A 14168-nucleotide genomic window follows, 5' to 3' on the forward strand; every position below is an offset into this window, starting at 1 on the left:
CGACGTCCTGACCGCCCGGGGCCACGACACCACCGCGCCGCGAAGGGTGCACCGGTCACCACCGCGCTATCCCGCGACCACCGCGCTATCCGGCGACCGCCGCGCTATCCCGCGCCGCGTGGCGACAGCCGCCGGGTGATCCGGTCGAACAGCTCCGTCAGCGGCTCGCCGACGTCCCGTCCGAACTCGGTCAGCCCGTAGGTGACCTGAGGCGGCGTCGTCGGCTCGACCTTCCGCCAGACCAGGCCGTCCTGGACCAGCGCGCGCAGGGTCTGGGCGAGCATCTTCTCGCTGATGCCCTGGATGCTCTCGCGCAGCTCGAAGAACCGAAGGTCGTTGCTCCGCAAGGAGATCAGCACCCAGACGCCCCACCTGCTGGTGACGTGGTCGACCACATCCCGCGCGAGGCAGTCGGTGTGAAACACGTCATACCGCTTCCCCGCCTCGACCTGTCCGGGCTGCACGCCTTCTGCCATGTCATGAGCTTACGTCAAGGTATGTCCTTACCAAGAGTTAGCCCGGGCTCCTAGCGTGCAGGCCACGGAAGACATCCGACAAGGAGCTGATCATGATCGTGGTGACCGGGGCTACCGGAAACATCGGCCGGCCGTTGACGCAGGCCCTGGCCGAGGCGGGCCGGCCGGTGACGGCAGTGTCACGGCGCGCGGCGGCGGTGCCCAACGGCGTCCGCCACGTGGCAGCCGACCTGGCCGAGCCGGCCGGCCTCAAGCCCGCCCTGGCCGGGGCGGAGGCGCTGTTCCTGCTGCTGTCCGGCGACCTGCACGCCGCCGGAGCCGACCCCGCCGGCATCATCGGCGCGGCTGCGGCCGGCGGCGTCCGCCGGGTCGTCCTGCTCTCCACACAGGGCGTGGCGACCAGGCCCTTCGGCCCGACACGGATCGCGATGCGCGCGCTGGAGGACACGCTGCGGCAGTCCGGCCTGGAGTGGGCCGTCCTGCGGCCGGGCGGCTTCGCCTCCAACGCCCTGTGGTGGGCCGAATCCGTGCGCGCGCACCAGGTCGTCGCCGCGCCCTTCGGCGACGTCGGCGTGCCGATCATCGACCCGGCGGACATCGCCGCCGTCGCGGCGGCCTGCCTGCTGGACGACCGGCACACTGGCGCCGTGTACGAGCTGACCGGCCCGGAGATGATCACCCCGCGTCGGCAGACGGAGGCCATCGCCGCCGCGCTGGGCTCGCCGGTGAGGTTCCACGAGCTCACCCGCGACGAGGCCAAGGCCGCCATGACCCGCAGCATGCCGGCGGAGCTCGCCGACGACACCCTGGACATCCTCGGCTCCCCGAACCCGGCCGAGCTGCGTGTCAGCCCGGACGTCCAGCGAGTCCTCGGCCGTGCCCCGCGCCCCTTCGCGCACTGGGCCGCCCGCAACGTGGCCGCGTTCCGCTGAGACCCCTCAGCGCCGCCGGAACCGCGTCCAGCTCAACCCGCCCTGCCCGGTGGTGAGTTCGATCACGGCCGGGTCGGCGCCGTCGCCGTCCGGGGGGCCGCGAGGTGGGCGGCGGCGCCGAACAGGGTCACCTCCGGTACCCGGTCCCACCGGTGCTCGGCCGGCAGGGCGTCGACGGTCGGCCGCCCCAGGGTTCGGACGGCGGTGGCCGAGGCCGCGCCGCTGTTCTCGGGACCCGCAGGACCGGGCGAGTGCGGCCGGACGCGGCGGACTGTCAGTCCCGGTCGGCAGGATGGGTGGTGACGCAGCAGCCCGTACCGAGGAGCACCGTGACCACCGCCACCGAACCGGCCCACCGCCCCGCCTTCCAGGCACTCTGGTGCGCCACCGACCTCGGTCCGCACCGCCCGTGCGGCGGTACGTACGAGTGGTACGACCCCGAGGCGCTGCCGCCGCTGGACCCGGCCCGCTTCGACGGCGGGTTCGGGTGGCTCGGCGGCACGGGCCCGGTGGTCCCGGAGATCGCCGGGCACCTCGACGCCGTTGCCGCCGAGCTGGCGGGCGCCGGGATGGTGCTGCCCGCCGACTTCACGGCTTTCCAGACCGGCGCCGACAGCCACCGGGCCCTGGACGCGGTGTCGGCCACGGCCTGCTGGACGGACGTCTCCTCGCCGATACCGAGCCCGGTGGAGCCAGGAGCCTTCCTGGTCCGATTCCTGCGCGACCAGCAGGACTGCGTGCACTGGTACCTCTACCTCCGCCCCAGCGGGGAGGCCTTCGTGGTGGCCTCCTCGCTGGACCTCGCGGAAGCCCCCGGCCGGGACGAACCGGGCGTGCCGGTGGACTGGTTCGGGGCCATCGCCCGGTGCGCTTCCTCGTTCGAGGAGTTCGCGTACCGCTTCTGGGTGGAGAACCGCCTGTGGTGCGCGCTGCACGGGTACGGAGAGGAGAGCATGGACGACGAACTCGCCGGGTACCTCGCGCACTACGAGCGGGCCTGACACCCCTGCCCGGGGCAGGCAGCGGGCCGCCCCACGAGGGCGACACGTGGTGCTTCGCGCGAGCCGTCGACCCTCCCGCCGCTGCCGGAGTCGCCGCCCGCCGCCCTCCTGCGCCAACTCGCGGTACCACGTGTTCGACGCACGCGGGTCGCGCTGGTCCTGGCGGTCGTTCGTCCTCGCCATGGCCTCGTCGTTCGGCGCCCTGCGAGTCGACGCCGCCGAGCAGGGCGCCGCCCTGCGGCCACTCGTGCTGTGCGCCACCGGCCCGAAGGCCGGACCCGCGCGGCACCCTGCGTCCCTTATCCGAGCGTGAGCATCGCCTCGGTGACCTCGCCGACCGCCGCATCGGGGATCGCGGTGGCGGCCTCCTCGAGGACGAGTAGCCGTGCCCCGGGGATCTCGCGCGCGATCGCCTCGCCGTTGCCGACGGGGAAGAACCGGTTGCGGCGGCCGTGGACGACGAGCGTGGGGATCCCGATCCCGGGCAGGCGTTCGCGCCAGCGGGGTTCGCAGTCGAGCCTGGAGAACACCAGGCCCATCTGGTTGGCCATCCGGACCGGGGGTGCGGTGCCGGGCGTGCGGTCCCAGATGCGCGCGGCGGTTGCGCGCGCGGTGGCGGGGTCGTCGCCGAGGATCCGTGCGCCGGCGGCGGCGAACTCCGCAACCGCCTCGCGGTCGTTCCAGTCGGGCATCGGGCGGGTGAACAGGCGGCTCATCGTCGCCTGGTCGTGGTCGGGGAGGTCGTCGTCGGGCGGGCCGGGGGCGACCGCGCGGGTGCCGACCAGGGTGAGCGCGGAGAACGCGCCCGGGTGGTCGAGCACGGCCACCTGGGCGACCATCCCGCTGACGCCGATCCCCGCGAGGTGCGCGGGCGCCCCGCCGAGCGCCCCGCCGAGCGCCGCAGCGTCGGTGGCGAGGTCGCGCAGGGTGTAGGCGGGTGCCTGCGGATCCGTCGTCGTCGACTCCCCGCTGTCGCGCAGGTCGTAGCGCACCACACGGCGGCCGCCGGCGGCGAGGCGCTCGCAGAGCGCGTCGGGCCAGGAGAGCATCGTCGGCCCGCCCGCGAGCAGGACGAGTGGCGCGTCGTCGTCACCGAACGACTCGATGCCCAAGGCGATCCCGTTGGCATGGACGGTGGTCATCGGATCACCGGGATTCGTCGTGCCCGAGGCCGCGGTCGGGCGCGCTCATGTCGCCCGTGGCGGGTGTGCCGTCGGCGAGCCCGTAGCGCAGGAAGACGGTGCCCTGCGGACCGGCCACCGGCGGTTCGAGGAGCGTGACGTTCGTGGGCACCGCGCCGCCGTCGAACACCTTCTTCCCGACGCCGAGCACGACCGGGTGCACCCAGAGGTCGAGGCGGTCGAAGAGCTTGTCGCGCAGGAGGGTCTGGACGAGGTCCAGGCTCCCGACGACCTTCACGTGTTCGTGCCGGTCGCGGAGCTCGCGTACCGCGGCGGGCAGGTCCGGGCCGAGCTGCGTGGACCCGGCCCACGGGAGCTCGGGCGTGCCCCGGGAGGCCACGTACTTCGGGACGCGGTTGAAGAGCTCGGCGATCTCGCCGTCCTTCTGGTGCGGCCAGTAGGCGGCGAAGATGTCGTACGTGCGCCTGCCGAGCAGGAGGGCGTCCGTATCCTCGTACGCGGCGAGGATCTGAGCCCCGGTGACCTCGTTCAGCAGGGGCGCCTGCCAGCCGCCGAACGGGAACCCGACCGGGTCCTCGTCGGGGCCGCCGGGCGCCTGCCCGACGAGGTCGAGGGTCGCGAACAGCTCGATGTGGATGAGTCCCATGTCTGTACTCCGATGAGTCGGTCGTTCCGGGCCGTCCCGGTCAAGATGTAGACCGGTCGGCGCCCGAAAACTCATCGCCGCGCCGCCAACCGATGTCCGCCGCCGCCCGTCCGTCTCCACCTGCGGCCGCCGCTGCCGCTGCCGGTCCCCCCTCGCCGGCGGTCACACCCGCACGGAGCGTCCTGGCCGGATCGGCATCGACGCACCGGTTCGGCGGCCGCCGGAGGGACAATCGGCTTGCGGCGGGCAGCGGCGTTCGGACATGATCCTCCCCATGCGTGACCTCGACAGGAAGGGCGGCCCCCGCCCGAGCAGGTGAGCCCCACCCGCCGCCGACGAACGGCGGCCGGCCCCGTGCCACCCCTCGCCGGACGCCCGCACCCGGCCCCGCCGCCACGGTCGGGCCGCCCCCTCGGTTCCGCTCCGCCACGTTCACCGCCACGGCCACCACCGCGACCGCGCGCGAGCGCACACCCGCCGTCGGCGCACCCGCCGTCGACGCACCGGTGCCGCGCTCCCCGCCGCCCGCACACCCGCGGCCCACGCCGCCCGCCGCCTTCGTTCCCCGACGACAACGACCCCCCGGAGGAAACCCCTGTGACGACGACCTCGCTGGACACCGCCTGGAGCCTCATGGAGTCCGGCGACCCGGGCGCCGCCATGCGCGAACTGCGCTCGGTCGCACGTGACCTGCCGGCCGCGCAGGTGGCCCCGCTGGTCGAGCGGCTGGCCGCCGACGGCGGCTTCGACGACCTCGTCGATGCCGCCCGCGCCCTGGCCGCCAAACCCACCCACCCCGACGCGCTCTACCGGTACGGCTACGCCTGCGTCGGGCGCGGCGCCTCCTTCCTCGCCGTCCCCGCACTCACCGAGGCCCTGCGCGCCGCCGAAGCCCCGCGGCGCGGCCTGCTCGCCAAGGTCCGCAGCCGCGCCGACCAGCGACTTCCGATCATCGCCGAACTCGCCACCGCCCTCGAGGACGAGGAGCACCACGCCGAGGCCGTCACCCTGCTGCGCGACCACGACGCGCTGCTCCGCGACTGGCCCGAGCGCTACCTGCTCGCCTACAACACCCTGATGGCCGGCGACGCCGCCGCGGCCCGCACCGCCTTCGACCGCCTGCCGGCCGAGGCCGGCCGGTGGCAGCCCGCCGCCGACCGGCTGCGCCGCTCCCTCGACCGCGCCGCGGCTGTCGCTGCCGCGCAGCCCGACGGCCCCGACCCGCTCCACCACCAGGCCCTGCGCGCCTGGCACTTCACCCTCACCGGCGGCCTGCTCGCCACCCTGTCCCCGTACGGGTGGGACGCGGGCATGACCGGCCGCTACGCCCTCCTACAGGACAGCTACGCGCTGTGCCGCGAAGGCCTGGAACGGCTGCGGTTGATCCTGGAGACGACCGGGACGCGCCCGCACTCGGTCTCCCTGCTGCCGGGCCGCGCGGACCGCGCGCTCGGCCTGGCCGCCGCGGGCCTGCTCGGTCTGCCCGCCCAGCCCTACCGGCCGGGCACGGCGAACGCCGTGGTGGTGGCCTACGACCTGAGCGAGGCGGACGCCGACCTGGTCTCGCGCCTGAACGAGCGCGCACCGGGCGAGGTGCTGTACGAGCACGCGACCTGCTGGACCGAGCCGCCCGGCGTCGCAGCCGACGTCTGCGGCCTGCTCGGCCAGACGATCCTCGCGCCCTGGGAGCCGCTCGGCGGCGAGCCGGACGAGCGGACCGCCGAGGAACTGGCGGCCGACATCCGCTCCGCCGACCCGACCCCTGACCCCGGCGACGGTGAGACCCCGGCCGACCCGGACGAGGCACTGGCCGTCCTCGCCCGTGCGGTCGCCCCGCACTGGCTGACCGGTCCGCGCGACCGCTGCCGCTCCGCCGGCCCGGTGCGCAGTTCCCGCTTCGCCTGAGCCACGGGACGGAACATCACGCCGCCGGGCTGACACGCCGCTTCACGACGTCGAGGCCGGACCCGCATCAGGCGGTCGGCGGAGGGCAGGTCCTCGTCCAGGGCGCCTGTCCCCCCTGGACCCCCTGCTCCTGCGTGGGAAGTCGGGCCCGCCGACTTCCCACGCGGCGCATCGCGCCTCCAACCCGGCCCGGAACGCCTCCAGCCGCTCGGCCGGCCCCTGCGGGTGGCCCAGCATCGGGAGGTGGTCGCCGGGCATCTCGTCCGGCCGGAAGCCGAGCCGCTCGTCGACGTGGCGCCGCAGGAACGCGGGCGGGAGGAACCGGCCGGGCCGGTGGCCGGCAGCTACCTGGTCGGGTACCTCCGTCCCGGCCACCCAACGGCCACGGCGTCCCGAGCGGGCTCTCGGACCGTTCCTCCTGCTCAGCGCAGCTGCTCGGCCAGTCCGACGATGGTGCCCGCCGGGCCCGCCCGGTACCCGCGCTCCCCGGCGGCCATGGCCCCTACCTGCACCTGGGTGCGTGAGCCGGCCCGGGCCCCGCGCCACCGGGAGCCCGCCGGGCAACGGCCACCGGCGGCCACCGGCGGCCACCGGCGGCCCACCGGCGGCTACGGAAGGCCCGGCGAAAATCGGGTGCGGGGCCGATGCCCGGGCGGCAGAATCGGCGGCGATGCTTCAGATCACCGCCGATCGGCTGCTGGCCGATGTCGAGTCCCTGCCCCACGCCCTGCGCCTGCGCGAGATCGCCCGCGCCGCCCACCGCCTCGCGGAAGGGGGCCGACTTGCCGCCCTTCTCGACGAGTTGGCCACCGGTGGCCCGTACGAGCAGCGGGTCGCCGCGCTCGCTGCCCTGGCCGGTAAACAACTCCCGTACCTGTCGGGAAGGTTGACCGACCCCGATCCGGTGGTGCGCCGCTACGCCCACCGGGCGGTGCGTGAACTCCCGATGCCGGACGAGGTGGTGGAGCAGGCCATCCGCACCGCCCCGACCGCGGTCCGGGACGAGCTGATCCGCGCCGTCCTGAAGGCCGGCCGGACGGCGGTGGCCGAGCACCTGGTGCCCGTCGCCCGGCAGCGGTGGGGATGCGCCGAGGCGGGGCGGCTGCTGCCGGTCTGCTCACCGGCGTTCGTGGCCCGCGAACTGTCCGATCCGGCCCACGCCGTCACCTTCACCCGGTCGCTCGGCGAGCGTCACCCGGCAGCGGTGCTGGACGAGGCGGACCGTCGGCTCACCGAACTGCCCCGCGCGGAGCGGGCGTGGTTCTGGCGGCAGAACGCCGTCGGGCTGGGCGCCGCCGCCGGCCGGCTGCCCGGGAAGGCACTGGACCTGCTGGAGCGTCACCCCGCCGCCCAGTACCGGCCGACCTTTCCCGCGCCGTTGCGCGACACGTTCGCGGCCCTGGCCGCTCACGACCCGGAGCGGACCGCCCGGATGCTGGTGGCCGCCGGTCGGCACCGGCACGATCCGGTGCTGCGTCCCGCGCTCGCCCGCCGGCTGGTGGCGGCTCCGCTGCCGCTCCTCACCGAACTGGCCCACCGCAGCGCCGCCGACCACGCGGCGCTGTCGCGCCGACTGCCGCCGGCCGCCCGGCCGGCCCTGCACGACGCGGTGGTGGCCGTGTCGAAGGTCCACCCCCGTGGGTACTCCGGAGAGGTGCTGGCCACCCTGCCCGCGCCGGAGCGGATCGCCCGGGCCCGGGCCCGGCTGGCCGAGGAGCCCGAGGCGCTGGACCTGCTCGTCCACCTCCCGGCCGCCGAGGCGCTGCCCCGGCTGCTGGCGTCGACCAGGACGGCGGAGTCCTGGGACCGGGGCTACGCCTGGGGCCAGGTGGTGGTGCACGCCGGACTGTCCGGTGCGGCGAGCGCGGTCCGGGAAGCCCTGGTCCTGCTCCAGCGCCTGCGCAACGAACAGGACCCGGTGCGGGCCGAAGCCCTGGCAGAGGTCGCCGCCGTACCGCCGAAGCTCTTCGAGGCCGACGCGGCCGCACTCCTGGCGCGCCTCACCGAGGACGCGCTGACCGCGCGCGACTGCTCGCCGTACACCCGGACCCAACTCACCCGGCTGGCCTGCTCCGTGCTGGCCGAGCACGCCGGCGGCACCGCCCGGGACCTGGTCGACTGGGCCGTCCGCACGATCGAAAGGGTCGTGCCGGTCGTGCCGACCGCGCCGACCTCGCCGACCGCTCCAGCGCCGGCCGCGCCGACCTCGCCGACCGCTCCAGCGCCGGCCGCGCCGACCTCGCCGACCGCTCCAGCGCCGGCCGCGCCGGCCTTCCCACGGGAGCGGCAGGCCGCGGTGGCGGCCGAGCTGCGGCCGGCGCTGGAGCGGTCGACCTCACTGCTGCTCGCGTTCGTCGACGGACTGCACCCTGCCTCCCGTCGGCTTCCCTCGGTAGTCGGTCTGTTGGAGCGCGTGCCGGCCGATGACCGGGAGTACGGACGGGCGGTGACCCACCTGCTCGCAGACCCCGCCACCCGCGGGCAACGGGTGGCCCGCCTGATCGAGGCCGAGCCCGCCGCCGCCGCGCTCCCGGCAGTGCGGACGGTGCTTACCAGGGACCGCACCGATCTGCTCGCACCGCTGCTCGCCCCCATGCTCGCCACCGGGAGCAGTACGCCGGGCGGGCCCGCCCCGGTGCCGCTCATGCCGGTGCCGCGCGACCTCGCCGCCGCCGACCGCTGGACGGACCGGCAGGTACGGTCCGCCGCCGCATGGGTGGCCCGGACGGTGGACGACACCACGGCGACGCCCGAGCAGCGGACCACCGCCCTGCGGGCCGCCGCGTACCTGCCCGGCCACGGCCGGGAACTGCTGCTCCGGTACGTCGACTCGACCGACGTGGTGCTCTCCGAGGCCGCCCTCGCCGCGCTGCCGTGGACGGCCCGGCCTGCCGAGGCGCTGCCCGTGCTGCTCGGGTTCGCCGGCGACGAGCGCGCCCGGGTCGCGGTGTACGCGGCCGGCCGCGCCGCCCGGTTCACCCCGGCGGACGAGCTCGGCCCGGCCCTGACCCGGATCGTGACCGACCCGACGACCAAGGTGACCAGCCGCAAGCAGGCCGTCCGGCTCGCGGCCGCCCACCTGCCACTGCCCGAGGCGACCGCGCTGCTGGAAGCGGCCTACCGGGCCCCGGAGCAGCACCAGGACGTGCGGCGGGTGGTGGTGGAGCAGGTGGCGGCCCGGCCCGCCGACCTCCCGCTCTGGGACGTGCTGACGGAGATCGCCGAGGGCGCCTCCGAGCTGCGGACGGTGCTCGCCGGGGACCTCCGCCCGTACGGACTGCCGGTGGACGACCGCCGCCGCTACGCGGAACTGGTCGGCCGGCTGGCCCTCGCCGAGGACACACTGGTCTCGGCCATGGGCGCGGGGAAGCTCGCGGTGTGGGGGCGGTACGCCCCGGAGGCGGTGGCCGCGATGGTCCCCGTGGTCACGGACCTGGCCGAACGGGAGCGGTGGCGGCCGGCCGCACGGGCGGTGGGCGCGATCGCCTGGTCGGACGCGCCGCACCCGTTCGGCGGCGTCGCCCCGGGGAGCCTGCTGGAGCAGACCCTGAGCCGCCTGATCGAGGCCGTCCGCGCCGGCGGGCCGGCGGACGACGAGGGCCGGGACGAGGCGGCCCGGCAGCGGATCGAGCAGTTCAGCAGCCGGCACTTCTACCGCGTGGAAGCGACGGCCGACGGCCGCGCGAGGGACCGCGCCGTGGCCGCCCTGCTGATGACCGAGCCGTCCCTGGTCGCGCAGGCCGCCCCCCGGCTGTGCCGCGCCATCGACCTGGACTCCGCGACCCTCGGCGACGACCTCATCGAGCTGGCAGCCGTGTTGACGGATCGCCCGCTCCTCGCCGGCACGGTGGCCGAGGAACTGCGTCCGGACGACCACCGGACACCGCCGGGGGAGCACACGGCGGCGGCCGTCCGTCGGTTGACGGAGGACGGCGGCCTGGCCGCCGGGCTGTTCGCGGCCAGACTGGTGGCCCTGTACGGCCCAGGCCGGCAGTGGTCGGCGCCGTGGCGGGCGGCCCTGCTCGCCCTGCGCCGGCATCCGCAGCCCGATGTCCGCGACCGCGCCTTGAGCACCTGGACCGCGCAGGAGTGATGGTCCGCCAGGCCCGCCACGTCCGACTGCGCCGCCAGGAAGGCCCGTGTCGAGCACCCTGATGCGATCGCCGACGGCGAGGTCATACCCGAAGACGGCGGGCCCGAAGTCGTCCTGCGCCCGGATGAGTTCGGCCCGCCCGACCTCCAGCCCCACCCGGGGCGGCAGTGGCCCGAACGCGGCGGCCCGGCGGCGCACCGACCCCCAAGGCCGGCGACTGCGTCGCCCGCTGGTGCGGTGATCGGGATGGTGGATTCGCCTCGACGGCGCACGATGCTGATGAATGCGCCGGGATGTGCAGCACCACCAGGCTGTCCCCGTCTCACACGCTTCCCGGCATCGAACTCGTCCCGCCGACCTGCGACGGGCCGGCTGCGGGGCAACCCGGGCGGGACGGGACGCCACCGCGCCGGGCCGCGCGCACGGCGTTCGGCCGGACCAGTCGCGGGCCGATGCCGCGAACGCCGCACCGGCGCCCGGGGCCCGGTCAGGAGAGCCGGGTCGACCAGGTCCGGCGCGGCCTGCGCGCCGGCCGGCCCTCCGCCCGTCCCGGAACGTGCCGTCCGCTGCCCGCCTGACGGGGCCGGCATGGGGACAAGCGTTACATTGGGGCAGAAAGGGGCCCGATTGCCGACGGGGTGTGGCCGATGCACTCGATCATCGACTGGTTGCGCGGCCTGTCCGGCCCGGTCGTGTACGCGGTCGTCGGCGGCATGGTCTTCACCGAGGACGCCCTGTTCTTCAGCTTCTTCATCCCCGGCGAGACCGCCGCCGTCCTCGGCGGCTTCCTCGCCCACCAGGGCAGGGCATCCCTGGGCTGGATGGTCCTGGTCGTGGTCTGCGCGGCGATCCTCGGCGACTCCGCCGGCTATGAGATCGGCCGGCACCTCGGTCCGGCGATCCTTCGCACCGGCCCGCTGCGACGCCATGCCAAGCAGGTCGGTACGGCTAAGGACCTGATCCGCCGGCGCGGGCCGGCCGCCGTCTTCGTCGGCCGTTTCATCGCCTTCTTCCGCCCGCTGGTGCCCTCGCTGGCCGGGATGTCCCGCATGCCGTACCGCCGGTTCCTGTTCTACAACGCCCTCGGCGGGCTCGCCTGGGGTGTCGGCTTCACCCTCCTCGGCTACTTCGCCGGAGCCGCCTACACCAGGGTGGAGGGCACCGTCGGCCGGGTCGCCGCCATCGCGATCGCCGTGATCATCGCCATCGCCCTGCTGGTCTGGCACCTGCGGCGGCACCGCTCCCGGAGGCATGAGCAGTCGGACGACAGCGACGGACAGGATCCCTGAACCGGGCGGCCCCGACCTGCCGCCCGCTTCTCCGCTCCGGCCGCCGACGTCTTCGGCCGGGTGCGGGCCGGCGGCGACCGGTGAGCGACCGGCCCGAACAGCCGGGCCAGGGCGGTCCCGCTTGCCCGGCCCGCTTGCCCGGCCCGTCGGCCGGTCCCCGTCCTACCCACCGGGCCCGCTGGGCCGTAGGTTGGGCCGATGACGGCCGAGTTCGAGACCTTCGCGCGCACCGCCACCGGATTCACCCCCCACCCCTACCAGTCGGCGCTGGCCGCCGAGGGCCTGCCCACGCTGCTCGAGGCGCCCACCGGGGCCGGCAAGACCGTTGCCGCCGTGCTGCCGTGGCTGTACCGGCGGCTGGTCGCCGCGCCGGGGGCCACGCCGCGTCGGCTGGTGTTCGTGCTGCCCCGGCACAGCCTCGCCGGCCAGGCCTTCGGCCGGATCGGGGAGTGGCTGGAGCGCCTGGGCCTCACGGGCGAGGTGGGGCTGCACCTGCTCGCGGGCGCCGCGGCGCAGGAGGGCGGCTGGCGGCGGCGCCCCGAGCGCAGCGCGATCCTGGTCGGCACCCACGACATGGTGCTCAGCCGGGCGTTGATGCGCGGCTACGCGGACGCGCGGACGATGGCGCCGGTCTCGTACGCGCTGCTGCACACCGACGCCCAGTGGGTGTTCGACGAGGCGCACCTGCTCGGGCCGGGCCTGTCCACCGGCAGGCAACTCCAGCTCCTGCGGGATGAGTTGGGAACGGCTGCGGCGACCGGGACGATGTGGATGTCGTCGGTGCGGGGGCCGGGCGGTCTCGGCGGGAGAACGGTGCGCGCGCCGGACACGACCGGGACGGTGCGGCGCATCGGCCGTCTCGACCTCCCGCCCGGGCGTTACGTCGCCGCCCTCGCCGAGGCCGTCACCGCCGCGCACGTGCCGGGCACCCGGACCGTCGTGGTGCTCAACTCCCCGGAACGGGCGCGGGCCGTGCATGCCGGCCTGGCCGCCCGGGGGAGCGAGGCACTGCTGCTGCACCCGCACTTCCGCGCCGCCGACCTCGCCCGTGTCCTGGCCGCCGCCGAGGGCGGGCACGGCCTCGTCCTCGTCGCCACCCCCGCCCTGGAGGCCGGGCTGGACATCTCCGGCCGCACCCTGGTCACCGAACTCGCGCCCTGGGCCTCGCTCGTGCAGCGCGCCGGACGCTGCAACCGCCACGGCGAGCACCCGGACGGCGGCGACCTGCTGTGGTGCACGCCCCCCGAGGGCGGCGACGCGGCCACCGCGCGCTGGCTGACCGCCCACGAGGGCCGGGCCGTCACCCCCGGCGAACTGCTGACGGCCCGCGTCGACACGCCGCCGGCACCGGCCGGGCCGGGGCGCGAGGACGTCCTGGCCCTCTTCGACTCACCCGCCGCCGACTCACCCGCCGCCGACTCACCCGCCGACGAGACCACCGCCGCCGTCGACGAAGACGCCGCCGACGCCACCGTCGGTGTGGACCACTGGATCTGCGACCCGGCGGAGGCCGCCTCGCTCCCGGCGCTGGTCGCCTGGCGCGCCTGGGAGTGTGCCGGGCAGGGCGAGGATGAGTCGGGTGAGGACGGACCGGGCGAGGACGGGCCCGGCGAGGAGGAGCCGGATCCGGCCGGCGCCGAACTCTGCCCGGTGCCGCTCGGCGAGCTCCGGCGGCTGCCCGCCGGGCGGGCCTGGCTGCGCGACGCCCTGGACCGCCGGTGGCGCCCCGCGCGGCCGGAGGACCTGCGGCCCGGCGTCCGGCTGCTCCTGGGCGCCCGCACCGGCGGCTACCTCCCGGACCGGGGCTGGACCCCGGACAGTCCGGCCCCCGTCGCGTGCGAGGCCGTCGCCCCCGGGCGCCCGGCCTACGGCTGCACCGCCTGGGTCGGCCTCGACCAGCACCTCCAGGAGACCGCGCAGGAGGCGCAGGCGCTGCTCGCCGCGCTGCCCGCCCTGCCCACCGACCTGTGGGAGGCGGTCGTCGAGGCGGCCCGCTTCCACGACCTCGGCAAGTGCCACGACGCCTTCCAGGAGAAACTGCGGGCCGGCCGCACCGACCCGCCCGGCGGCCTGCTCGCCAAGTCCAGGAACGGCGTCGGCGCCGACCCCCTGCCGCCCTACCGCTCGCCGCGCCCCCACCTGCGGCACGAGCTCGTCAGCGCCCTCCTGCTCTGGCAGGGCGGCCACCACCCGCTCGTGACCTACCTCGTCGCCGCCCACCACGGCCACGTCCGGCTCACCGTGCGCCCGCGCGGCGACGAGGCCCCGCTGCTGCTCGGCGTCGCGGACGGGGACCGCACCCCGCCCATCCGGCTGTCCACCGGCGAGCACTTCCCCGCCCGGACCCTGCACACCGCCGCCTTCCCGACGGCCTGGACCGAACGTGCCCTGTCCCTGCGCGACACTCCCGGCCTCGGCCCGTTCCGCCTGGCCTTCCTCGAAACCCTGGTCCGCGTCGCCGACTGGCGTGCCAGCGCCCGCCACGACGGGCCCCTGGCCCCGACGACGGCCCCGGCAGGCTAGGAGGAACGGGCGGCGAAGCCGGCCGAGTCGCGGTCAGCTCCGCCGGCGCCCTGGCGTCCCTGGCGCCCTGGCCACCCTGGTCGCCGGGTGGGTCCGGGACGCCCTGGCGGCAAGGATCGGCCCGTCCCGACGACCCGCGCACGGGCCGAGCCACGCGAGGC

Annotated in this window: 9 protein-coding genes and 1 pseudogene; 7 read left to right on the plus strand and 3 right to left on the minus strand. The window is 76.0% G+C overall.

Going from position 1 to position 14168, the window contains the following annotated elements; all coding sequences use genetic code 11:
* Nucleotides 1-104 precede the first annotated feature (104 nt).
* Nucleotides 105-476: a winged helix-turn-helix transcriptional regulator gene (locus tag ACZ51D_RS33145; protein WP_360508949.1), complete on the minus strand. Its 372-nt coding sequence runs from the start codon at nt 474-476 to the stop codon at nt 105-107.
* A gap of 92 nt (nt 477-568) precedes the next feature.
* Here ACZ51D_RS33145 and ACZ51D_RS33150 point away from each other — a divergent pair, with 92 nt between their 5' ends.
* Both ACZ51D_RS33150 and ACZ51D_RS33155 read left to right on the plus strand, forming a co-directional pair.
* Nucleotides 569-1408, plus strand: a complete 840-nt coding sequence (locus ACZ51D_RS33150; RefSeq protein ID WP_465622419.1) for an SDR family oxidoreductase — start codon at nt 569-571, stop codon at nt 1406-1408.
* A gap of 329 nt (nt 1409-1737) precedes the next feature.
* Nucleotides 1738-2409, plus strand: a complete 672-nt coding sequence (locus tag ACZ51D_RS33155; RefSeq protein WP_465664339.1) for a hypothetical protein — start codon at nt 1738-1740, stop codon at nt 2407-2409.
* Nucleotides 2410-2708: 299 nt separating this feature from the next.
* On the opposite strand, the gene ACZ51D_RS33160 is transcribed toward ACZ51D_RS33155, so the two are convergent.
* Nucleotides 2709-3551: an alpha/beta fold hydrolase gene (locus ACZ51D_RS33160; RefSeq protein WP_465622416.1), complete on the minus strand. Its 843-nt coding sequence runs from the start codon at nt 3549-3551 to the stop codon at nt 2709-2711.
* 4 nt (nt 3552-3555) lie between these two features.
* Nucleotides 3556-4197: a dihydrofolate reductase family protein gene (locus ACZ51D_RS33165; RefSeq protein ID WP_465622415.1), complete on the minus strand. Its 642-nt coding sequence runs from the start codon at nt 4195-4197 to the stop codon at nt 3556-3558.
* A 597-nt stretch (nt 4198-4794) separates the two neighbouring features.
* Between ACZ51D_RS33165 and ACZ51D_RS33170 the strand changes: the two genes are divergently transcribed.
* The 5 genes and pseudogenes from ACZ51D_RS33170 (at nt 4795) to ACZ51D_RS33190 (ending at nt 14007) form a co-directional block, all read left to right on the plus strand.
* A complete protein-coding gene (locus tag ACZ51D_RS33170; RefSeq protein ID WP_465664340.1) occupies nt 4795-6102 on the plus strand; it encodes a hypothetical protein in 1308 nt (435 codons plus the stop codon).
* 670 nt (nt 6103-6772) lie between these two features.
* Complete coding sequence (locus ACZ51D_RS33175) at nt 6773-10195, plus strand: hypothetical protein (RefSeq protein ID WP_465664341.1); 3423 nt, start codon at nt 6773-6775, stop codon at nt 10193-10195.
* A gap of 24 nt (nt 10196-10219) precedes the next feature.
* Nucleotides 10220-10402: pseudogene (locus ACZ51D_RS33180) on the plus strand (IS630 family transposase); the annotation flags it as partial.
* A gap of 440 nt (nt 10403-10842) precedes the next feature.
* Nucleotides 10843-11484, plus strand: a complete 642-nt coding sequence (locus ACZ51D_RS33185) for a DedA family protein (protein WP_465622411.1) — start codon at nt 10843-10845, stop codon at nt 11482-11484.
* 198 nt (nt 11485-11682) lie between these two features.
* Entirely contained in the window at nt 11683-14007 is a 2325-nt protein-coding gene (locus tag ACZ51D_RS33190) for a CRISPR-associated endonuclease Cas3'' (RefSeq protein WP_465664342.1), read from the plus strand.
* Nucleotides 14008-14168 lie beyond the last annotated feature (161 nt).

Source organism: Kitasatospora sp. NPDC033851 (assembly GCF_055576085.1).